The organism is Actinomadura pelletieri DSM 43383 (assembly GCF_003634705.1).
Lineage (GTDB): Bacteria > Actinomycetota > Actinomycetes > Streptosporangiales > Streptosporangiaceae > Spirillospora > Spirillospora pelletieri.
In genome coordinates this window covers 244,244-268,562 of the sequence record NZ_RBWU01000008.1, presented here as the reverse complement: position 1 = coordinate 268,562, position 24,319 = coordinate 244,244, and the positions used below count along the sequence as shown (strand labels likewise).

The 24,319-nt window shown below is 68.9% G+C and carries 20 protein-coding genes; 12 read left to right on the top strand and 8 right to left on the bottom strand.

Annotated features, from left to right (window positions below):
- Positions 1-37: 37 nt before the first annotated feature.
- From BZB76_RS31935 to pepN, 5 genes are all read left to right on the top strand, one after another.
- The gene (locus tag BZB76_RS31935) at positions 38-1,216 is read left to right on the top strand and encodes an ATP-grasp domain-containing protein (protein WP_170180857.1); all 1,179 of its coding nucleotides are present in this window, start codon (positions 38-40) and stop codon (positions 1,214-1,216) included.
- Positions 1,213-2,454, top strand: a complete 1,242-nt coding sequence (locus tag BZB76_RS31930) for an MFS transporter (RefSeq protein ID WP_121438148.1) — start codon at positions 1,213-1,215, stop codon at positions 2,452-2,454. The genes BZB76_RS31935 and BZB76_RS31930 overlap by 4 nt, the downstream gene beginning before the upstream one ends.
- Entirely contained in the window at positions 2,447-2,893 is a 447-nt protein-coding gene (speD, locus tag BZB76_RS31925) for an adenosylmethionine decarboxylase (RefSeq protein WP_121438147.1), read from the top strand. Before BZB76_RS31930 ends, speD begins: the two co-directional genes overlap by 8 nt.
- A gap of 68 nt (positions 2,894-2,961) precedes the next feature.
- On the top strand, positions 2,962-3,753 hold the full coding sequence (locus BZB76_RS31920; protein WP_246007343.1) for an AlkZ-related protein: 792 nt from the start codon (positions 2,962-2,964) through the stop codon (positions 3,751-3,753).
- A 74-nt stretch (positions 3,754-3,827) separates the two neighbouring features.
- The gene (gene pepN, locus BZB76_RS31915) at positions 3,828-6,362 is read left to right on the top strand and encodes an aminopeptidase N (RefSeq protein ID WP_121438146.1); all 2,535 of its coding nucleotides are present in this window, start codon (positions 3,828-3,830) and stop codon (positions 6,360-6,362) included.
- Between the two features lie 54 nt (positions 6,363-6,416).
- Here the strand turns inward: pepN and BZB76_RS31910 are convergent, their stop codons facing one another.
- Genes BZB76_RS31910 through mtnA form a run of 5 tightly spaced genes read right to left on the bottom strand, consistent with a single transcriptional unit; the run spans position 6,417 to position 10,711 of the window.
- Complete coding sequence (locus BZB76_RS31910; protein WP_121438145.1) at positions 6,417-7,241, bottom strand: S-methyl-5'-thioadenosine phosphorylase; 825 nt, start codon at positions 7,239-7,241, stop codon at positions 6,417-6,419.
- Positions 7,196-7,951, bottom strand: a complete 756-nt coding sequence (gene mtnC / locus BZB76_RS31905) for an acireductone synthase (RefSeq protein WP_211343299.1) — start codon at positions 7,949-7,951, stop codon at positions 7,196-7,198. The genes BZB76_RS31910 and mtnC overlap by 46 nt, the downstream gene beginning before the upstream one ends.
- Before the next feature lie 20 nt (positions 7,952-7,971).
- Positions 7,972-8,550, bottom strand: a complete 579-nt coding sequence (locus tag BZB76_RS31900; RefSeq protein WP_121438143.1) for a 1,2-dihydroxy-3-keto-5-methylthiopentene dioxygenase — start codon at positions 8,548-8,550, stop codon at positions 7,972-7,974.
- Complete coding sequence (gene mtnB / locus BZB76_RS31895; RefSeq protein WP_121438142.1) at positions 8,547-9,188, bottom strand: methylthioribulose 1-phosphate dehydratase; 642 nt, start codon at positions 9,186-9,188, stop codon at positions 8,547-8,549. The genes BZB76_RS31900 and mtnB overlap by 4 nt, the downstream gene beginning before the upstream one ends.
- The gene (gene mtnA, locus BZB76_RS36215) at positions 9,185-10,711 is read right to left on the bottom strand and encodes an S-methyl-5-thioribose-1-phosphate isomerase (protein ID WP_246007342.1); all 1,527 of its coding nucleotides are present in this window, start codon (positions 10,709-10,711) and stop codon (positions 9,185-9,187) included. The genes mtnB and mtnA overlap by 4 nt, the downstream gene beginning before the upstream one ends.
- A gap of 1,894 nt (positions 10,712-12,605) precedes the next feature.
- Between mtnA and BZB76_RS31885 the strand changes: the two genes are divergently transcribed.
- Positions 12,606-13,202, top strand: a complete 597-nt coding sequence (locus BZB76_RS31885) for a restriction endonuclease (protein ID WP_170180856.1) — start codon at positions 12,606-12,608, stop codon at positions 13,200-13,202.
- 3 nt (positions 13,203-13,205) lie between these two features.
- Here BZB76_RS31885 and BZB76_RS31880 read toward each other — a convergent pair whose 3' ends face one another.
- Together BZB76_RS31880 and BZB76_RS31875 are read right to left on the bottom strand one after the other, a co-directional pair.
- Positions 13,206-16,103: a helix-turn-helix transcriptional regulator gene (locus BZB76_RS31880; RefSeq protein ID WP_281273940.1), complete on the bottom strand. Its 2,898-nt coding sequence runs from the start codon at positions 16,101-16,103 to the stop codon at positions 13,206-13,208.
- A 551-nt stretch (positions 16,104-16,654) separates the two neighbouring features.
- Positions 16,655-17,323, bottom strand: a complete 669-nt coding sequence (locus tag BZB76_RS31875) for a response regulator (RefSeq protein WP_246007341.1) — start codon at positions 17,321-17,323, stop codon at positions 16,655-16,657.
- Positions 17,324-17,538: 215 nt separating this feature from the next.
- On the opposite strand from BZB76_RS31875, the gene BZB76_RS31870 reads away from it, so the two are divergent.
- The 6 genes from BZB76_RS31870 (at position 17,539) to BZB76_RS31845 (ending at position 23,023) form a co-directional block, all read left to right on the top strand.
- Positions 17,539-17,748 (top strand): hypothetical protein, encoded by a 210-nt coding sequence (locus tag BZB76_RS31870; RefSeq protein WP_121438139.1) that lies wholly within the window; start codon positions 17,539-17,541, stop codon positions 17,746-17,748.
- Positions 17,745-18,728: a dTDP-glucose 4,6-dehydratase gene (rfbB, locus tag BZB76_RS31865; protein ID WP_121438138.1), complete on the top strand. Its 984-nt coding sequence runs from the start codon at positions 17,745-17,747 to the stop codon at positions 18,726-18,728. The genes BZB76_RS31870 and rfbB overlap by 4 nt, the downstream gene beginning before the upstream one ends.
- Before the next feature lie 54 nt (positions 18,729-18,782).
- Complete coding sequence (locus tag BZB76_RS31860) at positions 18,783-19,901, top strand: DegT/DnrJ/EryC1/StrS family aminotransferase (protein ID WP_121438137.1); 1,119 nt, start codon at positions 18,783-18,785, stop codon at positions 19,899-19,901.
- Positions 19,902-19,948: 47 nt separating this feature from the next.
- Positions 19,949-20,686 (top strand): class I SAM-dependent DNA methyltransferase, encoded by a 738-nt coding sequence (locus BZB76_RS31855; RefSeq protein WP_121438136.1) that lies wholly within the window; start codon positions 19,949-19,951, stop codon positions 20,684-20,686.
- A 98-nt stretch (positions 20,687-20,784) separates the two neighbouring features.
- Positions 20,785-21,513: an ABC transporter ATP-binding protein gene (locus BZB76_RS31850; protein ID WP_121438135.1), complete on the top strand. Its 729-nt coding sequence runs from the start codon at positions 20,785-20,787 to the stop codon at positions 21,511-21,513.
- On the top strand, positions 21,506-23,023 hold the full coding sequence (locus tag BZB76_RS31845) for a hypothetical protein (RefSeq protein ID WP_121438134.1): 1,518 nt from the start codon (positions 21,506-21,508) through the stop codon (positions 23,021-23,023). The genes BZB76_RS31850 and BZB76_RS31845 overlap by 8 nt, the downstream gene beginning before the upstream one ends.
- Here BZB76_RS31845 and BZB76_RS31840 read toward each other — a convergent pair.
- Positions 22,993-24,270: a sensor histidine kinase gene (locus tag BZB76_RS31840; protein ID WP_211343298.1), complete on the bottom strand. Its 1,278-nt coding sequence runs from the start codon at positions 24,268-24,270 to the stop codon at positions 22,993-22,995. The two genes, BZB76_RS31845 and BZB76_RS31840, sit on opposite strands and share 31 nt — an antisense overlap.
- Between the last annotated feature and the right edge of the window lie 49 nt (positions 24,271-24,319).

Here is a 24,319-nt window from a genome sequence, read left to right as displayed (position 1 = left end):
GGGGCGGCCATATCTGCGTCGTGCCCATGACCGTGGCATGGAGGTCGCGATCCTGGATACACCACAAGGACTAAAGTGGGCAGAAGACGCATTAATTGCCCAAGATCGGACATATGCCCTAATCGGGAACGGCGAGGAAGCATGGCAGAAGGCCGCAGCCCAGGCCCTCGCCGACGGATCCGTTGACGCGGTTCTCCCTTTCTCCGAGCAGCACGTGACCACTGCGGCCCGGATCACCGACGAACTCGACCTCCCGGGCACAGGCCTTAGGGCGGCACTGACATCGCGTAACAAGTATCTGCAACGCGACCTATTCTCCCGTCACGGTTTGCCACAGCCTGACTACGCTCTGACACAAACTGCAAAAGAAGCGGTATCCTGGGCGTGCGGCCATTACCCGGTGGTCGTCAAGCCACTATCAGAGATGGGAAGTGCCGGGGTACGCATCGTTTTCAACGAAGTTGAGATGGTCGCCTGGTGGGAGGAACATGCAGGTCTCACACCCTTCCTTGTCGAACGCTACGTCGCCGGGCCCGAACACAGCGTCGAAGCGGTGATTCATGCCGGCGAGGTGGTATTCGCTGGACTCACTGCGAAGACCACCACGTCACCGCCCTACTGCGTGGAACTCGGCCACAGCTACCCCGCCGTGGTCAGCGCGGGTCAGAGGGCCGAGATCGATCGGGTACTCGCGGGAGTCGTCCACGCACTCGGCATGGGCAGCGGGATCATGCATCTGGAGTTACGGTCGGGAACGGGCGGTCCCCGCATCATGGAGGTCGCCGTCCGCACCCCAGGCGATCGCATCCTCGACGTCGTCGAGGCGGCGAGCGGCATCGACCTCTACGATGCCGTCCTCGACGTCGTCCTTGGCCGTCGGCCGGCCCTGGCCGGGGCTGACACCGCCGTGGCCTGCGCCTGGTTTCCCGAACTGCCCGCCGGTACGGTGACCGCGATTCACGGCGCCGACACGGTGACCAGGCTCGAAGGCGTTGTGGACGTCGAGGTGGACGTCGAACCCGGGGGCACCATCGCCCCGCTGCGATCCTCAATGGACCGAATGGCCATGGTCCTCGTGCGGGCTCCCGACGAAGGCACGCTGGACGCGCGGCTCAAGTCCGTCCGCGACATGCTCCGCTTCGACATCACCCCACTGGACGACCACGACGGTCACGCGTCGAGTGACGCCCTCGCCGGCGCAGAGGACGGCCGATGAGCGCGGAAGCGGGCGAACGGATCCCGCTGTGGCGGCTCAGTGGCCCGCAGCGATTACTCGAAGCGGGAGCGCTGCTCAACTCGATCGCATACTTCGCGGCGATGCCATTCGCGGCTCTGTACGTGGACGAGCACACCGGGCTCAGCAAACCGCTCGTCGGCGCCGTCGTCGGCGGTGTCGCGCTCACCTCGGCCTTCGGTGGGCTGATCGGCGGACTGATCGTCGACCGCTTCGGCGCGCTGCGGCTGATGCGCGCGGGCCTCGCCTTCTACGTCCTCGTCTACGGCCTGCTCGCCACGCTGCGGAGCCCGGCCGCCATCGTCATTCTCATCCTGCTACTCGGCGTCGCCCGCCTCACAGTGGAGCCAGGCTCCAAGAAGCTGCTGTCGCACATCGCCGACGAGGACGGGCGCGTCTTCCGTGTCCGTTACATGACCCTGTGCCTCGCCGCGATCGTCGGACCGGCGATCGGTGGCGCGATCTACCATGTCAGCCAGGTCGCCTTCTTCGCCGTCCCGGCGCTGTTCTACGCGCTGTACCTGATCCTGTTCCTCGTGCGCAACCACACTCTCGTCGCGCTCGATCCGCCCGCCGGAAAGGAGGCGGAAAGCGCGACGGCCGGCGTCCTCACCGCAACTCTGCGGGACCGGCGCCTGCTCGCTGTGATCATTGCCGGCGTGGTCATCTTCTTCGTGTTCTCCCAGCTGGAGTCCATGATCCCGCTCTACATGCGGAGCCGGTATGGGGACAGGACCGAGGGCCTGTTCGCAGTCTTGTTCATCGCCAACGCCATCCTCGCACTGGCACTGCAAATCCCCATCGACAGGCTCTCCGGCAAACTGAGCCGCAACGCGATGGTGTTGCTCGGCGCCGTGATGTTCGCGGTCTCGTTCCTGTGCTTTTGGTCCAGTTCTGCCGGGCTCGCGATGCTGTACCTCGGAATCGTGTTCTGGACGATCGGCGAGGGCATCCTGCTTCCGATGCCCGACATGGCAGTCCATGAGATGGTCGACAGCCGCAACCGGGGTGCCTACTTCGGGCTGTCGGAGATCCGCCAGCTCGGCTTCTTCATCGGTCCGTTCGCGGGCGGGTTCCTGCTCGGCGGCGGAACCACGCTCTACTTCACGGCAATGAGCTTGACCATCTTCCTGTGCGTCCCGCTCTTGCTCCGCCGAACCTCCCCGCGCTCCAAGACCGACGCTTTCGAGGGCTCCCGGGAGGTCCCTGCCAATGGCTGACCAGATCGTCGACCAATCGATCTTCGGGTTCACAGGAACTCATGTCCTTAGCGATATCACCAATGTCGACCCCCTGCTCATCGCGGAGAACGGGGTCATTCTGGACGCGCTGCGGCGCGGCGTCGACGCGTCGGGTGCGACGCTGTGCGGCCTTCAGTTGGAGGAGTTCCAGCCGGTCGGGATGACGGCCGTGCTCGTTCTGTCCGAATCGCATGTGTCCGTGCACACCTACCCGGAGCAGCAGGCGATCTTCGTGGACGCATTCACCTGCGGAACCCGCTGCCGCCCAGAGTTGATTCTGGAGACTCTCCTGGAGACGCTCGGGCCCTGTGAACACCGCACGAGCGTCATCCATCGGGGGGCCGCCACACCCTTGGGAACGCTCCGAGAGACCGGACGGTGGCGGCGCTCAGCCCGGTCCGACCCGCAGCCCGCCTGATTCGGACTCGGCCTCGCACTGCGACGGATCGGGAGGGCCGCCGTGGGAAGCGTCCGCGGAGAACCACCGTGAGAACGGCCGACGAGAAGATCGACACGGAGCATACCTTGGACGACCTGGAGCAAGCCCGCCGCGAACGGTGGTGGTGCGACCAGCCGCCGCTGCGCGATATCGCCGAGGCACGCGAGTTCGTCGATGACCTCGGCTTCTGCCTGCTGTTCGGCGGGAACCAGGCGCGGTACCCGTCGCTGCGAGAGGCTTCCCGGAACGACACACTTCCGCGGCTGCCCGCCGGCTGGGGAGCGGACCTGGAGGCGATGTGGGAATGGAAGGACGAGTTGCCGGTCCGCGGCGAGGCGTGGCTGGGGAGATACCTGGTCGGCAAACAGACACTGATCTCCCCCGGCCTGCTGGCCGACCTGTACGAGTACGCAGGCCATCCCGAGGACTGCCTTACCGCGCGTGATTTCGACCCGATGGGTGTGAAGGTGGCCGCCCACCTGCTGCACGAGGGGCCCACCTCGACCCGGGTGCTCCGCAGATCGCTCGGCGAGTCGGCGAAGACGATCGACAGGGCCGTCGCCGCGTTGGGCCGCCGGCTGCTGATCACCAACCGCGGAGTCGAGGCGGGCGGCGGGGGCTGGGCGAGTTGCGTCATCGACCTCACCGCTCGGGCGTTCGATGTGCCGTCCGCGGGCGATCGCGCCGCGCGCGACATCCGCGCTGCCGCCCAGTTCGTCGACACGATGGTCACCGCCCGGCCGATCGACCTGCGCCGCGCCTTCGGCTGGTCGCGCGAGCGCGCCGTGGCGGCGCTCACGGCGGCCGGCCGGGCGCAGCGGTCCCATCCAGCCCCGTAAGCACGCTCAAGAGCACTGGGGGCGCTTCCAATAGCACGGCATGCACCAACAAGCGAACAGGAGCGAACAACGGTATGACGGCGAATCTCACGCGGGACGAGGCGATCGCACGGTCTCGGATGCTGGAAGTGGAGTCCTACACTGTCGAGATCGACCTCACACGCGGCGAGGACCGGTTCGGAAGCGAAACCGTGATGCGGTTCCGGTGCTCCGAGCCGAGCAAGGAGACCTTCGCCGATCTTGTGGCGGAGCATGTCCACGAGGTCACCCTGAACGGGACGCCGCTCGGGTCGTCCGCCTACGACATTGAGCGTGGGCGCCTCACGCTGGCGGGGCTCACCGAGTTCAACGAACTGCGCGTCGTGGCGGACTGCGCATATTCTGCATCCGGTGAAGGACTTCACCGAATGGTCGATCCCATGGACGGCGAGGCCTACCTGCATACTCAATTACAGACGGCCGACGCTCAGCGAGTGTTCGCTTGCTTCGACCAGCCCGACCTCAAAGCGACGTTCGACCTGACCGTCCTGGCCCCGGAGCACTGGCAGGTGGTCTCCAATACGTCGGCGGACGGGTTCGGCACGGGCGGGCGCTGGCACTTTCCTCCGCACGAGCCGCTCCCTACGTACCTGATGACGATCGTCGCGGGACCCTTCTATATGCTCCGCAGGGAGCATGACGGGATCCCCCTTGGCCTGTACTGCCGCAAGTCGCTGAGCCCGCACTTAGACGCCGAGGCGGACGAGTTGTTCGAGGTGACCGTCCAGGGCCTCGACTTCCTGCAGCGCGAGTTCTGTTTTCCCTACCCGTTCAAGAAGTACGACCAACTCTTCGTGCCCGGCCTCAAGGTCGGCGCTATGGAGAACCCGGCCTGCGTGACCTATTATGAAAACTTTCTTTTCCGCTCCCAGGTGACCGACGCCGAGCGGGAGGCACGCGCCTCGGTGATGTTGCACGAGATGTCACACATGTGGTTCGGCGACCTGGTCACCATGAAGTGGTGGGACGGGCTGTGGCTCAACGAGTCGTTCGCGACCTACCTCGGCACGACCGCCCAGGCGGCCGCGACCCGCTGGGGCGAGGATGTCTGGGCGACGTTCGTCGACGCCGACAAGGGCTGGGCCTACGACCAGGACCAGCGCCCGACGACTCATCCGATCGCCGCCGCGATACCCGACGTCCACTCCGCGGACGTCAACTTCGATGGCATCACCTACTCCAAAGGCGCGGCGGTGCTCAAGCTGCTCGGCGCCTGGGTTGGGCACGACTGCTTCTTAGCCGGGGTCCGTAACTACTTCACTCGGTTCGCTTGGAAGAACACCGAACTCCGGGACTTCCTAGGGGTGCTGGAGGAGGCGTCCGGCCGCGACTTGTCTCAGTGGTCGAAGGAGTGGCTGGAGACCGCCGGGGTCAACACGCTCCGGATCGAATTCAAGACCGACGAGGACGGCTGCTTCACGGACATCATGGTGCTCCAGGAGGGCGACGTCCTCCGTTCCCATCCCCTGGCGATCGGGCTGTACGAGCGCCAGGGGGACCGCCTGGTACGGCGCAGGAGGATCGAGACGGATGTCACCGGCGAGCGCACCTCGGTCGAGGCACTGGTCGGTGCTGCCCGTCCCGACCTTCTCCTACTTAACGACGATGACCTGACCTACGCGAAGGTGCGCCTGGACGCACACTCGGTGCGGACGCTGCTGGACGGTGGTATCGGGCGCTTGCCGTCCGCGCTACCGCGCGCCCTCTGCCGGGCCGCGCTCTGGGACCTCACCCGCGACGGTGAGCTGCCCGCGCACGAGTACGTCCGGCACATCATCACCGAACTTCCCACGCTCACCGACATCGGCGTCACCGAGAGTTTGCTGCGGCAGGCCGCCTTCGTCGTCCACAGGTACGTCAGCGACGAGCGGCGCGCAGGCATCCGCGCCGAGCTCGGCACCGCACTCCGGGACCTCGCGACCCAGGCCGAGCCGGGCGGCGACCACCAGCTCGCTTATGTCAAGGCGTTGGCCGAGGTGGTCGCGGCGGGCGACGAACTGGCATTCCTGCGCTCGTTGCTCGACCAAGAGGAGAAGCTGCCAGGCCTCACCGTCGGCGCCGACCTGCGCTGGACCCTGCTGGCGGCGCTGGCCGGCTGCGGAGCCGCTGATGAGCCTGAGATCGCGGCGGAACTCGCCGCCGACCCGACCGAGTCGGGCGAGCAGGCGGCTGCGGCCTGCCGCGCGGCCCTGCCGACGGCCGAGGCGAAAGCCGCGGCCTGGGCCGCCATCGCCGGCGGCGCCCTGGCCGGGACGGCGCTGCGCACATTGATCGCGGGCTTCACCGGCGCCGCGACGCGCGGCGGCCCGCAGCGCGACCTGCTCGAGCCGTACGCCACGCGGTACTTCGACGAGATCGAGGGGATCTGGGCCGGGCGGAGCCCGGGCGTCGCGCGCCAGTTCGTCAAGGGCTGCTACCCGGCGTTGTTCGCGTCCGAGTGGGTGCTGAAGCTGACCCAGGAGCGGGCGGACGCGGCCGACACGCCGGACAGCCTGAGGCGGCTGCTGCTGGAGGGCGCCGACGACGTCCGCAGGACGTTACGGGTCCGAGCTGCCACCGTGGCCGTCTGAGGCGGTCGGCGGCGCGGGCCGCTCGGCGCCCGCGCCGCCGACCGCCTTCCGTGCTCAGTCGTCGAGGACGATGGGCAGGTCGATCCCTTCGTGCGCCTTGGTGCACGCGCAGACCCGCGTCATCGGCAGCGCCGGGACCGCAGCCAGGACGAGCCGCCGCAGCCGCTCGATGTTCTCCGCGAAGGTGCGGAAGACCTCGGCCTGACGGACGGCGCTCCCCTCGTCGATCCCGGCGTCCAGGTCGGTTACCAGTGCGAGCGGCGTGTAGCACAGAGCGAGTTCCCGGGCGAGGACCGCCTCCGGATGGCCGGTCATGTTGATCAGCGACCACCCCTGCGCGGCGTACCATCGCGACTCGGCGCGGGTCGAGAAGCGCGGTCCCTCGACGACGACCATGGTCCCGGTGTCCACCACGTGTTCACCGGCCGCGTTCGCCGCGTCCATCACACACCCGCGGCCGGCCTCGCAGTAGGGATCGGCGAAGGGAACGTGCACCGCACCGCTCGCGAAATAGGTCTGGATCCGGCCGCTGGTCCGGTCCACGAGCTGGTCGGGCAGCACTATCGTGCCGGGCTTCAGGTCGGCATCGAGCCCGCCGACCGCGCAAGGCGCGAAGATCTGCCGGACGCCGACCGCGCGCAACGCCCATAAGTTGGCCTGATAGTTGATGCGGTGCGGTGGATAGCGGTGGTCGGCCCCGTGCCGGGGGAGGAAGGCGACCCGCCGGCCCGACACCTCCCCGATCGCGAGCGGAGCCGACGGATCGCCGTAGGGGGTGGTGACCTCGCGTTGGACGGCGTCGTCCAGCAGGGAGTAGAAGCCGCTGCCCCCGATCACCCCGATTTCGGCAGCCCGTGCTCCGGGAAGAGGTGTGCCCATGAGGACTCCTTGAGTCGGTCGAAGGTGTCGATCACTGGATGGTCGCCGAGGCCGGGCCGGTCACCCGGCACACGATGCACCCCGACCGTCCGCAGCCCCGCGGCCGCGGCCGCGTCAAGCTCTGCGCGGACATCGGACATGAACAGCACCGCCTCGCCGGGCAGGCCGATCGCCGCGGTGATCTTCTGGTAGGAGTCGCGCTCGTGTTTGGGCCCGACCGCCGGGATGTCGAAGAAGCGGTCGAAGTAAGGGAGCAGGTCGCCCACGGGTGTGTGCCGGAACCAGAGCTGCTGGGCGAGAATGGACCCGGACGAGTAGGAGCCCACCGTCAAGCCGGAGGCGCGCCAGCGGCGCAACGCGCGCGGCACGTCCGCGTACACGTGCGAGGAGATTTCGCCGGACTGGTACCCGTCAGCCCAGATCAGGCCTTGGATCTCTTTTAAAGGCGACGCCTTGCGGTCCGCGTCGATCCAGTTGCGCAGGATCTCGGCCACCTTGTCCAGACTGGCCCGAGGCAGGCCCGCCAACTTCCGGACGTCATCGATCAGCGGCATGTGCTCTGGACCGGCCGTCCACAACCAGTCGGCGACCCGGTCCCGGGAGTATGGGAACAGCACCCTGTGCACGTGCAGGATGGAACTCGTTGTGCCTTCGATGTCGGTCACCACCGCCCCGATCGGGGACGAGCTGCCCGCGGCTTTCCCAGGCACGTCGCTCTGATGTGCTGTCTTCATGGATGTGCGGAAGTCAGCTCGTCCAGCGAAGGAAAACCGGCGGCCACGCCGTCCTCGACGAAGTCGCCGATCCAGCCGTCCTCCTTCTGGAAGAAGCGGATCGCGCAGAATAAGGGACGGGTGCCCATGTCGAACCAGTGCCGCGTCCCGGCGGGCACAGAAAGCAGATCACCCGCCTCGCACACCACCGCGTGCACCCTTTCACCGAGGTGCAGGTAGAAGCAGCCCCGCCCCTCAACGAAGAACCTGACTTCGTCCTCCGTATGAGTGTGCTCTTCGAGGAACTTTCCGCGTGCCGCCCGAACTTTCTCTTCGCAGCCAGGCTCGTCGCTCGGAACCATCCGGACGATATCGACCAACCGGTAGCCGCCATCGGCGCAAAGCCGGTCGATGTCCTTGGCGTGGGCATCCAGGATGGCCTGCTCCCCGATCTCTGCGGGCAGTGGGTCATTCGCGGACCACCGTTCCCAGCCGATGCCGAGGGCGGCCAACTCCCTTCCGATCAGGTCCGGGTCACTCGTGCGGAGCAGGACCCGACCTGGGTCGTCGTCCGGCATGGTCTGCAGCAAGGTCATCTCGTGCCTCCTTCCGAAGCGATCAACTGGAGGTGGCAGAGCGCCTCCAGAGACTCCATGCGGTTGCGAGCGGTCGCCAGGTCCGGCCCCCACGTCGTGGCGCCGTGGTGGGCGATGAGAAATGCGGGGGTCACAGACATCGGACTTCCGCTGGCCAGGCGGTCCACTAGGTCCTCGGCTATACGCGCGACCTGCGGCCAGTTGGGGAACACCGGCACGGCGACGTGCGTGGGATCGGCGACGCCAAGGCCCTTGATGAACTCGAAATCGGTGAACTCCACGGCGGCCGCGTCCGCCGCCAGCGTGGCGACCGCCGTGGCGTATGGCGGATGAGCGTGCACCACGGCGCCACAATCGGCGAACAGGCGATATAGCGCGGCATGGATCGCGGTCTCAGCCGACGGCCGTGCCCCTCCTTCGAGCACGGCACATCCCGTGGCCACCTCGACGGCGGCCATGTCACCGGCCTGCAGTTCTCCCTTGCTCAGCCCGCTTCCAGTGATCACCAGGTACGCGGCACCCGGCGGCCGGATGGAGAGGTTCCCCGCCGTACCGACCATCCAGCCCCGCGCGTAGAACCGTGCGGACATCTCGGCCAGTTCGGCCCCGGCCCCGGTGACGTCGACGACGCCGGTCATTCGTCTTCCCCCAGAGTGAGGACGGCGTGGACCGCATGCGGGGCAAGCCGGTTCCGCCCGCCGAGGCCGTCGAGCTCCAGTGCCACGGCGCAGCCCGTAGAACGCCCGCCACAACGGGCCACGAGGTCCGCCGCGCAGGCCATCGTGCCGCCCGTCGCGAGAACATCGTCCACTATCAGGACCCGGTCACCCGGCGGCACGGCGGACCGCTGGATTTCGAGGACGTCCTCTCCGTACTCCAGGCCGTACGTCATGGCATGAAGCTCGCCCGGCAGCTTCCCCGGCTTCCGGATGGCGACGAACGGCGTACCCGCCACCTGTGCGACTGCGATGCCAAGCAGGAACCCGCGAGCCTCGATCCCTGCGACGAGGTCGAACCCACCGCGGAACCGCGCCGCCAATTCCGCCGCGACCGCGTTCACCAGACGAGGGTCGGCGTAGAACGCGGACAGATCCCGGAACAGGACGCCCGGCTCGGGGAAGCCAGGCACCGTCCGGACGCACCGAGCCAGCCGCTCGCCGAGGCTACCGCCCTGCGGGTGGATGATCCGCTCGTCGGTCACGATCGCGGTCACGAGGTCGGCGGGGGTGACATCGAAGGCCGGGTTGAAGACCTTCGCGCCGACCGGCGCGACCCGGGTCCGTGCGAGGCGGGCCACCTCGTCCGCGTCGCGCTCCTCGATCTCGATGCCGCCGCCGTCGGGTGTGGCGCCGTCCAAGGTCGACTCAGGGGCGACGACGATGAACGGCACCCCCGACCGTGCGCAGGCGACCGCCAACCCGTAGGTACCGATCTTGTTGGCGACATCCCCGTTGGCCGCGATCCAGTCGGCGCCGACGAGCACGCAGTCCACCATGCCGCGCGAGATCGCGGCGGCCGCAGCGGAGTCGACACACAGCCGGTAGGGGACACCCGCATTACCCAGTTCCCAGGCGGTCAGCCGTGCTCCCTGCAGCAGCGGGCGCGTCTCGTCCACCAGCACCTCTGCTACCCGGCCCATTTTCGCAAGCTCCAGAATCGCGCCGAGAGCCGTGCCGGTGGACGTGGTCGCGAGCCGACCGGTGTTGCAGTGGGTGAGAAGGCGCAGCGACCGTCCGGGGATGAGTCCGCCGACCAGATCGGCGGCGCGACCGGCGGCCGAACGATTGGCCGCTCCGTCCTCCGCCAGGATCGTCAACGCCTCGTTGAGGACGGCATCCGGCCCTTCCGGTAACCGCGCCACGGCCCGTTCCACGGCCCACCGCAGATTCCTTGCAGTGGGCCGAGCGGCGGTGATCCGGGCCGCCTCATCTCGCACTTGTTCCTCGGCGCCACCCGCGCGAGTGGCCAGCGCCACGCCGAACGCCCCGGCGACACCAATGGTCGGGGCACCGCGGACGGCAAGCGTTCTGATCGCCTCGATGACCTCGTCGACGTTCCGAAGGCGGAGTGTCAAACACTCATCCGGGAGCGCCCGTTGGTCAATGGTGACCGCGGCCTCGCCGTCCCAGCTGATCGAGCTCTCGATGGAAACTTCCTGCATCCCCAAGCGGACTCCACTCTGGTCCTTGACAGGCATGAAAGAAACGGTTACATGCGCGGGGTGGGGCGATAAGCATCGATCCCAAAGGCTAGGCTCCGCTCAATGAAGCCGCAAGAGGCACTTCGCGAAAATCGTCGGCAACGACGGCGCTAACCTCGTCTGAGCTGGCTAAACATCTTTGACCGTCCCGCGTCATCCATAAATGAGATCCCCGGCACACCACTACGCCCGGCGTGAGCCACCAAGGACGAATTCCAGTTGAGGATCGACGCTGGATACGTCACGAGTCCATACTGGTCGCCTACGGGTCGTGTTCACCGCCTCAGTTTTGCCGCGGTTCTCACGCACGGCGCTCGCCGCCAACGCGGCGTGTAACCACTAGGACGTCGAACTCCAACGGCACGGGTTGCCACCCCAGTGTGGGAAAAGTCTTGCAGGTAGCGCGGACGAAGGCGCCGCCCCGCTTGCTGCGACTGGGGCAGGCCAGGATCGAATGGCTCCGCACTGCGGCGAACAAGGAAAAGCGGGTCGACACCACCCTGGCCACGATGTGACCTAATCACAACAGTGCAGGTCTTCACAGATGAAGGTCGGCCCGAACGCCAACCGCCCGTGAGAGCGCGACAGCGGCCAATTGAGTAACTCCCGGAGACGGCTCACCTCTATGAGAACATTTTCGACATTTCACTCAACATGACAGTCCACGTCACGTTCGTACCGAATCCGTCCGGCATCGCGCCGGCGTGGGACGACCAGGTCCTGCCCACATCTTCGGCTCGGCCTGGCCGCGGTCCCGGAACGCCACCATGCTCGGTCGCCCCACTCTCTGCGCAGGCGCAGCCCTTAGCGGTCGGCCGTCCACGGGAACCGGGCTCGCCAGCGTCGTCCGCCGGTGGAAGCGGGTGAGCAGCCTCTTGTCAGCAGCGCAGGGTTGTGGTCGGCAAAGTCGTGGGGGATTAAAAGAGATGCGCAGTGGGACGAAGGCCCCTACTTACCGTGAGTCGTTGGCACGACCATCGTCGTACAGCGCTCCGCAACCAGGCAGAGGAGGCGTACAAGGCATCGGCTTCTTCTCCTCGACCACGGCCCTGACCGGGCCCACGTCCCTCGCTCGGTGTCCAAGAGGATTCATGAGTACAGCCCCCGACGGCATCCGCTCCGCCTACGTGCAGCTCACCGTCACCGACCTGGCGGCCCATTTGTCCAGGCGGAGCCTCGAACCAGGTCCAGGATGATCGACGAAAACGCCTTGTGTCATTGACTGTCGGCGCACCACAACTTGACCAAAAGCGCACTCGGAGCACGGCCCGTCGGCGTAGCCTGCCGAGCGTTCTGCCGGCGTAACGCAGCGCCATCACGGCTTCGTAGTGGGTGGTCCACCGCCCGCCGGGCGCGTCCGCTCACCAACGAGGCGCCTCGCCAAGGTGACCCCCGCGTCCCTGACGCTCTGCACAGAGTCGAGGTGGCTGGACCGCTGGGCTGGTTCTGGAGAGAATCGCGCGTTCTATGAACGCATCGGCTGGTGCTCCGTTGCTTCGCCGAGGCCGAGGTGAATGGTCTCGCGCCGAACCGGTTGCCCACGGGCGCCGGGTAGCAACGGGCGGCCCGCGACTGATCGGGGTGGAGCGGGGAGCTTGGGTGGCCTCTGGGGGAGGTGGGGGTGGCTTTTGGTTGAGGGGTTTCTTACCGTCCTGGGTCTGCGGTGAATCCTGTCGGTCCGGCGTGTTTCCATCCTGGAAGGGTTCCGGCGGCATGGGCGAGAGGACGGGAGTAGCGCATGGGCGGCGACCGGTCCGTGGACGAGTTCGGGGGCTTACGGCCTTGGTGGGTGCCGGGCTGGTTGGAGTGGCCCAGGAGACCGCAAAGTTTCGGTGGGTGGGCCGCATGGGGTCTTTTGCTGGTCGTCCTGATGTGGGTCCTGGCGTTCTTGTGGCGGTTGTCGATCGCCTACTGGTATCTGTCGTTGCCCGTTCTTGCGGGGGTCGCGTTCGGGGCCGATCGTTACTGGCGGTCGCTGTGGGCCGCAGAGTTGGAGCGTCGGGAGAGGGTCACGTCCTACAGCCTGACGTTCGACGAGATGCGAGACATGCACTGGCGTGACTTCGAAATCGCGGTCGTGCATCTGATGCGCCGCGACGGGATAGCCGCGGAGCACACCGGCAAGGCCGGGGACTTCTCCGGCGATGTCGTCGGTGACGACGCCGTGCTCGGTGAGCGCTGGATCGTCCAGGTCAAGCACTATGGCCCGAACAACAAGGTGAAGTCCGAGGACGTCCAGAAGGTCGCGGGCGCCGCCTGGCACATCTACCAGGCCCGGCTGATGCTCGTCGTCACCACCAGCGGGTTCACCCGTGACGCTGTGGCCTTCTCCGCCAAGGCCGGAATCCACCTGATCGGCAAGGCCGCTCTCGTCCGCTGGGCCAGCGACGGCGTTCACCTGCACGAACTCCTCGGGATCAAGGCGGACGCACGCCACGGGACCGGCACTTGACCCTCATCGTTTGATCGATGCCGGGTGGTGGCGGGAAAGGGGGAGCCGGTTTGTGCGGCGTTTGCTGCGGGACGTCACCTTGGCGACGCTTGGGTCCAGTTCCAGTGGGAGGTCCTTTCGGCGGGTCACTCTGAGCTTGCGGTAGACCTGCGTCAGGTGCTGTTCCACGGTGCTGACCGTGATGTAGAGCCTGCTCGCTATCTCGCGGTTGGTGTGTCCCTGGGCGGCGAGGCTGGCAACGCGAAGTTCGGCGTCGCTCAGCAGGGTGAGGGGGCCGGGCTCGGTCTCCTCCTCTTCGGGGGTCGCGTCCGGTGGTGTTCCGCCCTGCTTCGGTGACAGGACGTCGCTGGACAGTTCGACGCCGGCCTCCTCGGCGAGTCGGTGCGCGGTGGCGATGAGGGTGCGGGCCTGTTCGACCTCGCCGAGCGCATGGTGGCTGCGGCCGAGTTCGGCGGTCGCGAGGGCGAGTTCGAAACGGTCGCCCGCGGCCTGGAGGACGTCCACGGCCTCGCGGAGGGTCTCCGCTCGGCGCCTGGGTTCGGCGTTGGTCGCGAGGACGCGGAGGGCGACGCCGCGGGCCACGGTGGGTTCGGGGCCGAGTAGTTCCAGTTGGGCGCGTAGGAGGTCCTCGGCGCGGCGGTTCGCGCCCAGTGCAAGGTAGGCGCGGGCCGCGTCGATGCGCCATGGCAGCAGCGCGGGCGGGTCGCGGTCCCACTTGCGCACGAGTTCCCCGCAGTTGCGGAAGTCGTCGAGGGCCGCGTCCGGGGAGCCGATCGCGAGGTAGTACCGGCCGCGGGCCTGGAGGTAGTGCAGCCATCCGACGGTGTCGAACGCCGGCTCGGGGACGGGTGTGCTCAGGTACCCCGCCGCGTCCTCGAGTTTGCCCCGCGCGGTGGCGACCAGGACCATGGTGGCGATCGGCATCAGGATCATCACGCCCCAGTTCTCCGGCGGCATCAGGCTGAGCGCGGCGTGCGCGGACCGCTCCGCGGCGGCGAGTCGGCCGCGGCGGACGTCGATCCTCGCCCGGATGGACTCGAACATGGCGCGCCACATCGGGGCCCGTCGGGCGGTGGCCTCGGCGAGTTGGACGTCGCACCAGTGCGCGGCGGCGTCCACCCGGTCGGCCAGCAGCAGTGCCGTCACGGCCCCGACGATCGGGATCAGGGTGCCGTCGTCCAGGCGGTTGCGTTGCAGGATGCGCTCCACGGCAAGGTGGAGGTCGCCCTCGCGGGTCTCCGTCAGGAGTTCGCTCAGCCTGATCGGGTGGTTCGGGGGTGCGACGGCCGGCTCGGGCGGACGAGGAGCGTAGTCAGGGCAGAAACAGCTGAGACGGAAGCGAATGAGTGCTATATCACGTTCCATTTTGGCGGCACCCTCGACGGTGCTCGCCGCGTTCTTCTCGATGACCTCCAGAATCTCGACTGCCTCCTGGAAGGACCCGAACCAGAGGAGGTATTCGATCAGCGCGACCGCGTCCAGGTGCTTGAGCTGTCCCTTCCGGGCGGCCTCGGTGAGGCGGGGAAGGTACCGGACTCCGGCGGAGGGGCTGACGCGCCAGACCACCTTGACCAGCAGGGTCTCGGTCTCCAGGAGTTCCCGCTCGTCGGTGCAGGCCTTGCGGGCGGCCTGGAGGCAGGACGTGGCCAGGGTAAGGTCGTCGTCGGCGAGGGCGAGTTCGGCCGCCGTCCGCAGCACCGGGACCATCCACGGGATGCCGTCGGTCCCGCCGGCGAGCAGTTGCTCCGCCACGACGGTCGCGACCGCACCGTCGTCGTAGAGGACCTGGGCGGCGCGACGGTGCAGGGTGGCGCGCGCTCCCGACGGGATGTTCGTCAGCACCGCCGCCCGGACGGTGTCGTGCCGGAACCTGACCGAGTTCACCAGCCCGGCCGAGTCCAGGATGTCGAGCGCATGAGTGATCGCTTCGGAGGGCGCGTCCAGGAGCTTGCCGAGCAGGTCGACCCGTGCGTGCTCGCCGAGGACCGCGGCGGCGCCGGCCACCTCGTAGATCATCGGTTCGCACCGGAACATCAGGGCCGCCGCGGCGTGGCTCAGGCTGTGCGCGGAGATCGGGCCCGGCGCCCGGCCCGGTTCCGACTCCCGGAGGGCCTCGGCGAACGCCCGTACCAGGGCCGGATTCCCACCGGTCATCGCATAGCAGCCGGGTGCCAGCTCCTCGGCGTATCGTGCTCCGACGGCATCGGTGAGCATGGTCGTCACGCCGCCGAGCGACAGCACCCCGAGCCGCAGGTGGCAGCACCACGGCTGGCGAAGGAGTTCGCCGCGGAAGCGCAGGCTCTCCTGCCGCCGGGAGGCATAGCCGGTCAGGACGATCACGATGCGGGTGGACCGGACGCGGCGGACGAGATAGAGCAGGCACTCCATCGACTGCGCGTCGGCGTACTGGACGTCGTCCACCCCGATCACGACCGGGCCCCGTTCGGCGAGGTCGAGCAGCACGTTGCCGAGACCGCGCAGCACGTGCGCGGTGACACCGCCCGCCAATCCGGCGCGGCGCTCGTGGTGCGGCACGATGAGCGCCGCTGACTCCAGCAGCCGGGCGGTGCGCTCGCCGTCCCCCGCGGGAAGGCTGACGTTCTCCAGCAGTTGCGCCATCACGCCGAGCGGCAGTTCCTGCTCCGCCTGGGAACAGGTGGCCTGAAGGAACACGGCGTCCCGTGCCGCCGCGGTGTCGGCGAACGCGTGCAGTAGCGCGGACTTCCCGATCATCGGCGGGCCGTCGATCATCGCGATACCGCCCCGGCCTTGCGCGCAGGCGTCTAATAGGTTCCGGAGAACATCCATCTCCCCGGCGCGCTCTACCAGCTTCACAAATCTCCCCTGAGAATCGCATGACGCTAGGCTGCACACGTACTCGATCGCGAAAGTGGACCCCATGACCGGCGCCCGCCGGTTCATGAATCCAACGTCCAGACCCTGGACATGTTCGGCGACAAAGAAGTGTTGACCGCTAAGTCGGTGAAAGCCCGGCTGAGAGCATGCTCGCGCCCAGCCGACCATGGAAGGCTGCGATCGATTCCCACGCCGGGCTGAGCGCGGGCCGCCGCATTATCACATCGACCCGACGACCGAGGGCCGTCGGCCGTCACTATCTAATCGATATTATGAGATGAATTCACGACTCATGCGGCACTCAGTCCTATCCCCCGTAATAGCATTCGATCCCTCTCCTAGGAGACGGGCCGTACGTTAAACGTCACCCAACTTTCGTACCAGCCAGGAAGTACGACCGCAATGCCCACTTAAGATGGGTTGATCCCGCTAGGATCGTCATGCAATAATAAGCTCCACCCGGTGTGACTCTGCGCAATAGCTCGGACACGCTAGGTTCGGACGGCGACACGACCGCAACCAGGTCTCCGAACAAGGGTGGGACGTTCCAAAGACGCGAGGGGCGGCACCGGGCCGCCCCACGGGCGGGCGGCGGCTCAGCGAGGGACGAGGCCCATCTCGTACGCGAGCAGACCGGCCTGGGTGCGGTTCTCGAACTCGAGCTTGTCCAGCATTCGCGAGACATAGCCCTTGACCGTCGTCTCGGTGAGGTACAGCCGCCGCGCGATCTGGGCGTTGGACATCCCCTCGCCGAGACAGGCCAGTACCTCGGTCTCCCGATCGGTCAGCTTCTCCACCAGGTCCGACCGGTTCCTGCGCGCCTCCTGCCGGTTCGCCTCCTCCTCGGCGACCAGCAGATGTTGGGTGGCGGCCGGGGAGAGCACGGTGTGGCCGTCCGCGGCGACCCGCACCAGGTTGATGAGATCTTCCGGAGGCGTCGACTTCAGCAGGAAGCCCGCCGCGCCGGCGCGCAGGGCGCGAATGACATGTCCGTCCGCGTCGAACGTCGTCAGTGCCACGACCACGGGTGATCGGCGCAGGGTTCTGATGCGCTCGATGGCGGTCAACCCGTCGACTCCGGGCATCCGCAAGTCCATCAGGACCACGTCGGGAGCGTGCCGCACCACCGATTCCACCGCCGCCGCGCCGTCATGGCTCTGATCAACCACCTCGATGTCACTGGCGGAGTTGAAAATCGCCCGGAGGTGAGCGCAGACCATGGGGTCGTCGTCCACCAGGAGCAACCGGATCATCTCATCGTTCATTTCGCATGGCCTCCAGGCTGCGGCACCCGAACACACCAGGTCAGTATCACATAGGCGGGTAAGTGCACTTCCTTCCCGGCACGTCTTCACCAGCCGAAAGTCGGTGGGCGATCGAAAACGCGAGTCGACTCCCACTGATCATCCAAGAGGTGGGTTAGCGGCCCTTAAGACCGCGGCGGCACAGTCGGGATCAGCCCGTCCGGAAAGGACCACTGATGATCGACGAGCCGCCGTCCATGCCGCCTCCGGTTTCGCGCGCCGTGCCGTTCTGGTCCCGCCCGCGCCCGTCGAACGTCCGCGCCTTCGACGCCCGTTTCTCCGGAGTGCGCCGCGCCGGCCCGCGCGCGAGCGCGACCGCGAGTACGGCCGCGAGTACGGCCGCGAGTACGGCGCCGTCCCGCCCGGGCGACGAGGCCGCCGGATGAGGTTGCTGGTCACCGGGGCCGCCGGCTTCATCGGCTCCGCGTTCACCCGGGCCCTGCTGGACGGCACGCTCCCCGACGGCCGGGACGTCCGGGTCACCGCTCTCGACCTGCTGACCTACGCCGGAGATCGGAACAACCTGCCGGCGGACCATCCGCGCATGGAGTTCGTCCAGGCCGACATCCGCGACTACCGGACGCTGCGCGAGCTGCTCCCCGGCCACGACGCGGTCATCAACTTCGCCGCCGAGACGCATGTCGACCGCTCGATCGACGGGTCCGCGGTGTTCCTCTCGACGAACGTCGTCGGCACCCAGGTCCTGCTGGACGCGGTGCTGGAGAGCGGCGTCGAGCGTTTCGTCCAGGTCTCGACCGACGAGGTGTACGGCTCCATCGACAAGGGTTCGTGGACCGAGGACGCCCCGCTGCTGCCGAACAGCCCCTATTCGGCGTCCAAGGCGGCGGGAGACCTTCTGGCCCGCGCCTACTGGCGGACCCACGGCCTCGACCTGTCCATCACGCGGTGCTGTAACAACTACGGTCCACGCCAGCATCCGGAGAAGCTCATCCCCCGCTTCGTGACCAATCTGCTGGAGGGCGAGCAGGTCCCGCTGTATGGGGACGGTCTCAACGTCCGCGAATGGCTGCACGTCGACGACCACTGCCGGGCGCTGAACCTGGTCCTGCGGCACGGCCGCGCCGGTGAGGTCTACAACATCGGCGGCGGGGACGAGCGCACCAACCTCGCCCTCACCAACCGGCTGCTCGAACTGTGCGGCGCGGACCGGTCGGCGGTCCGTCCGGTCGCCGACCGTCCCGGGCACGACCGCCGCTACTCCCTCGACGACTCCAAGATCCGCGATGAGTTGGGGCATGCCCCGCTCGTCGAGTTCGAACGCGGGCTCGCCGACGTCGTCGGCTGGTACCGCGACAACCCCGACTGGTGGAAGCCCATCCGGGACGGCGCCCGCGTGGCGGGCTGACCGGGTGCCACATCGCCCGGGACGAGAACGAGCACAGAAACGTGGAGGTGGCCGGTGACGATCCGCGTGTGGGATTACCTGCCGGAGTACGAGAAGGAACGGGTCGACCTGCTCGACGCCGTCGACATGGTCTTCGGCTCGGGGCAGCTCGTGCTCGGCGAGAGTGTCCGGGGTTTCGAGGACGGCTTCGCCGCCTATCACGGCGTGCCCTACTGCACGGGGGTCGACAACGGCACCAACGCGGTCGCGCTGGGCCTGGAGGCGCTGGGCGTCGAACGGGGCGACGAGGTGATCACGGTGTCGAACACCGCGGCACCGACGGTCGTGGCCATCGACGCGGTGGGCGCGACACCGGTGTTCGTGGACGTCCGCGAGGACTACCTGATGGACGTGGACCAGGTCCGGGACGCGATCACCCCGCGCACCAAGGCCCTGCTCCCGGTGCACCTGTACGGGCAGTGCGTCGACATGGCGCCGCTCGAACGGCTCGCCGCCGAACACGGGCTGGTGATCCTCGAAGACTGCGCGCAGGCGCACGGCGCACGCCACCACGACCGGATCGCCGGGACCATGGGCGACGCCGCGGCCTTCTCCTTCTATCCGACGAAGGTGCTCGGGGCGTACGGCGACGGCGGGGCGGTCATCACCTCCACCGAGAGCGTGCACAAGGCCCTGCTTCGGCTGCGCTACTACGGCATGGAGGAGGTCTACTACGTCGTCCAGACGCCGGGGCACAACAGCCGTCTCGACGAGGTGCAGGCCGAGATCCTCCGCCGCAAGCTGACCCGCCTGGACGACTACATCGCCGGCCGGCGGGCGGTCGCACGGCGCTACGACGAGGCGCTGGCCGACCTCACCGGGCCCGGCGGGCTGACGCTGCCGACCACGAACCCCGGCAACGAGCACGTCTACTACCTGTACGTCGTGCGTCATCCGCGGCGCGACGAGATCCTCGAAGCGCTGAAGGGGCACGGGGTCTCGCTCAACATCAGCTACCCGTGGCCCGTCCACACCATGACCGGCTTCGCCCACCTCGGCTATGAACAGGGTTCGCTCCCGGTCACCGAGCGGCTGGCCGGTGAGATCTTCTCGCTGCCGATGTACCCGTCACTCCCCGAGGACCGGCAGAACACGGTGATCGAGGCCCTGCACAAGGTCATCGCCGCGCTCTGAGGTCGCCGCGTTCCGCACACACCGTTCACATGGAAGAGGAGAAGCACATGGGGAACGACGAGGACACCCGTCTCTTCGACCTCGCGGACGTCTACGAGGCGATCTACCGGGGCCGGGGCAAGGACTACGCGGGTGAGGCCGCGCTCACGACGAAGCTGATCAAGGAGCGTAATCCGGGCGCGTCCTCGCTGTTGGACGTCGCCTGCGGTCCCGGCGCGCATCTCGTCCACTTCGTCGGGTCGTTCGAACGGCTGGCGGGCGTGGACCTGTCGGCCGACATGGTCCGGGTGGCCCGGGAGAGGCTCGGCGAGAGCGTCCCGGTGTCCCAGGGGGACATGCGCGACTTCCGGCTCGGCCGCACGTTCGGGGCGGTCACCTGCATGTTCAGCTCGATCGCGTACTCGACCGACACGACCGAACTGGAGGCGGCGGTAAGCTGCCTCGCCGCGCACCTCGACCCCGGTGGCGTCGTCGTGGTCGAACCGTGGTGGTTCCCGGAGAACTTCGTGTCCGGATACGTCGGGGGCAGCCTCGTCGAGGTGGAGGGACGGACGATCGCGCGGGTCTCCCACTCGGTCGTGGAAGGACGGGCCACCCGTATGGACGTCCACTACACGGTGGCGTCCAGCGACGAGGGCATCCGGCATTTCGTGGACCGCCACCACATGTCGCTGTTCAGCAGGGCGGACTACGAGGCCGCGTTCACCCGGGCGGGCTGTTCGGTGGAGTACATCGAGTCCGAGATGGTCGGGCCGGGCCTGTTCGTCGGCGTCCGGCAACCCTGAGAGCGAGGACCGGGAGCACACCGCCGCCGCTAGACTTCGGGCGCTGACCCGCACCGCCCCCGTGACCGCCCCCGCGGTCACGCGACGGAGACCGGAGAATGACGACCCTGATCGTGGAGGATCTCCACAAGTCGTTCGGCGCGAAGCGAGCCGTGCGTGGGGTCTCCTTCGAGGGTCGGACGGGCGAGATCCTCGCCTTACTCGGTCCCAACGGCGCGGGAAAGACCACCACGCTGCGCTGTGTCGCGGGGCTCCTGCGGCCCGACTCGGGCACGGTGTCGCTGGCCGACGAGGACGGGACGCGCCGGGCCCCGCGCGGCGCGGTGGCCTTCACCCCGGACGAGCCGGACCTCTACCCGGGGCTCACGGTCGCCGAGCACCTCCGCTTCATCGCGCTGGCGCACCGCCTGCGCGACTGGAACGACCGCGCCGCCGGGCTCCTCGAACGGTTCCGGCTCACCGAGCAGGTGGACGCGCTGCCGGACGAGTTGTCGCACGGCATGCGCCGCAAGGTCGCCATCATCATGGCCCTCCTGCACGGCGCGCGGGTGCTGATCCTGGACGAGCCGTTCAACGGGCTCGACCCGCAGGCCGTCCGGGAACTGCGTGACCTGATGACCGACCTCGCCCGGGACGGTGCCGCCGTCGTCCTGTCCACGCACCGGCTCGAAGAGACCGAGCGGCTCGCCGACCGGATCGCCGTGGCGCACCAGGGACGTGTCGTCGCGCAGGGGACGCTCGCCGAGCTGTGGCAGGCCGCGGAACTCGAACCCGGCACCGAACTGGAGACGGTCTTCCTCACGCTGACCGACGGCCTCCGTGACTAGCACGCTGCGTGCCCTGTTCTACGGGACCGCCCGCGCGCTCGCGCGGCGCGTCCTCACGGTGGCGCGTTCCCCACGGCGGCTCACGGCGTTCGTCGCGGCGGTCGCGGCGTTCGTCGTCCTGCAGGGCCGTGGCGGCGGTGACCTGGGCGGTCCCCTTCTCACCACGGGCCGCCTGCCCTACGCGGCGGCCGGGCTCGCCGCCCTCCAGGGTGCGCTCGGCGCGCTGGCCGCGTTCCGCTGTCCGATCAGGCTGACCCCGGCGGACGTGGCCTGGGTCCTCCCGGCCCCGGACGGCCCGCGCGCGCTGGTGGCCCACCGGCTGGTCTGCATGTTCGGCGGGGTCCTCGCCGCCGGATGCGCCGGTGGCCTGGCCGGGTGGGCCGCCACGGGGAGGAACCCGGGCGTCCTCGGCGCGGCCCTCGCCCTCGCGCTGGTCGCCGCGCTGCTCCGGAGCACCGCCTACGTCTCGTTCGTCCTGGTCACGCGCGGGGTGCCGCGCGCCGTCCCGGCCGTGGTGTGGGGCGTCCTCGGGACGGTCCCGGTGGCGCTCGCGGTCGCACGCGGCACCGGCCACGACGACGACCCGTGGTGGCCGCCGTCCACGCTCCTGGAGGGAGTGCTCGCGCCGCTCGCGGGCGGCCCGGACGCCGTCGACTGGTCGGCGGCCGCCATCACGGGCGCGCTGGTCACCGTGCTCGGGACGGTCGCCGTCCTGCTCGCCGACCGCTACCACGACGACGCGGCCCGGCTCGCCTGGGAGTTCGCCGCGCTCCGGGCGGCGGTGCGCGGCGGCGACACCGGCGGGCCGGCGGCGCAGCTGGCGGCGCGGCGGCTGCGGCGGGGCGTCGTGTCGCTGGCGGCCGACGCCCGCTTCGCCGGGGAGGCGGCGTTCGCCTGGCGGGCCATCGCCCAGCTGCGCCGCACCTGGCGGCGTGATGCGGCGGGCGCCGTCCCGCTGGTGGCGGCGGCCGCGGCCGCCGCGCTCTGGGCCGAGTCCGGGGCGGCGACGGTCCCGTGGGGTGTGGCGGCGGTTCTGGCGCTGCTCGGTGCCGGCTCCACGGGCCTCGCGGACGAGGTGGACCGCACGTTCTTCCGCGCCGTCCCGGGACGCCTCGGCCGGCAGGTCCTGGCGATGGAGGCGGTGCCGTTCGCGATGACCGCGGCGACGCTCACCCTCGTGTGGCTGCCCGGCGCGGTTCTGGCCCCGGACATGAGCGCCACCGCCCGCGCCGGGGGCGTCGCGGCCTCGGTGGGGCTGGCGGCCGTCGTGGCCTGCGCCTCCTCGGCCGGCGCCGCCCGCGCCCGTTCGGTGTCACCGCGCCTCGGCATCGCCCTGGCCGGCACGGCGGTGACCGTCCTGTCCGCCTCGGCGGCGCAGTCGCTGACCGTCCCGGACGGGCCGCTGCCCGGCTTCGTCTTCGCGGGCGTGTGCTGCGGCGGGGCCGCCGTCCTGCACGGCGCCGCGGTCCGCTTCCTCCGTCAGGAGCTGGATCCGGGGACGGGCAGGTAGGTCGGGAGCCTCACGTCGACACGGAATCCGTCCTGGTCGGGTCCGGCGTCCAGACTGCCGTTGAGCAGCTCGACCCGCTGACGCAGCCCGAGCAGGCCGGTGCCCGAACCCGCCGACGTCAGCTCGACGTCGACGTCCTCGGTCGGCACGGTGTTGTGGACGGTGACCTGAATCGCGTCGGACAGGTACCGCAGGTTCACCCGCACCCGGGCGCCGGGGGCGTGTTTGCGCACGTTGGTGAGCGATTCCTGGACGACCCGGTACAGCGTCCGGCCGATCACCACCGAGGTCGGTGCCGGAGCGCCCTCCTCGACCAACTCCACCGGAACGCCCACCGACTCGGACTCGCTGATCAGCCCGCCCAGGTCGGGGACCGGCGCCACGGCGTCCTCGGCATGGTCGGGCTCGGCGCTCGCTCCGCCGCCGGCGCGCAGCAGCCCCACCACGTCGCGCAGCTCCTCCAGTGCCTTGCATCCGGTCGCGCGCATCTCCTCGGCCGCGCCCCGGACCTTCTCGTCCTGCGTGGTGACCCGTAACGCGCCGGCCTGCACCACCATCAGGCTCACCCGATGGGTGACCACGTCATGCATCTCCGCCGCCACCCGCGCCCGCTCCTCCGCGCGGACCTGCTCGGCGAGCAGGTGCCGCTCGCGCTCGGCCCGTTCGGCCCGTTCCAGCAGCCCGCGCAGCAGCCGCCGCCGGGCCGCGGTGTAGAGGCCGAGGAGCGCACCGCCGCCCACGAACACCACGCTGCGGAAGGCGACGCCGTCGGGGTTGCCGGCCGCGTCGGCGTAGTTCTGCGGCGGCACCTGGGGCAGCACCTGCACGATGAGGACCGCGCCGACGGCGCAGACCACCACCGGCGCCCACCGGGACCAGGCCGCATGCCGGTCGTCGGCGAACGCCATCACGCTGTAGGCGGCGAACGCCCCGGTCACCGGCCAGACCAGCAGGTTGCCGAACGCCTGCTGGTCGTCGATGTTCAGCAGGGCGCCCGGCTGCACCCATTCCACGATCGGCAGCGTCGCCGCCGTCACCGCGGCGATCCAGGCGACGGTCAGCGGCGCCCGGTGCCGCCAGAACAGGGAGCATGCGGACGCCACCAGCACCGCCGCGGAGAACCCGTGGTGGGGCTTCACCACCGGGTGGTCGCCCGCGACGGCGACGAGGCTGAGGAACAGGGCGATCGCCACCGCGACCACGTCGAACAGGACGTCCCGTACTGGTCGCTCGCCGGTGATCCTCACGGGCTCAGGTTAAAGGTTGCCGTCCCGGACGGCCTAGGCGGTCGCCGGC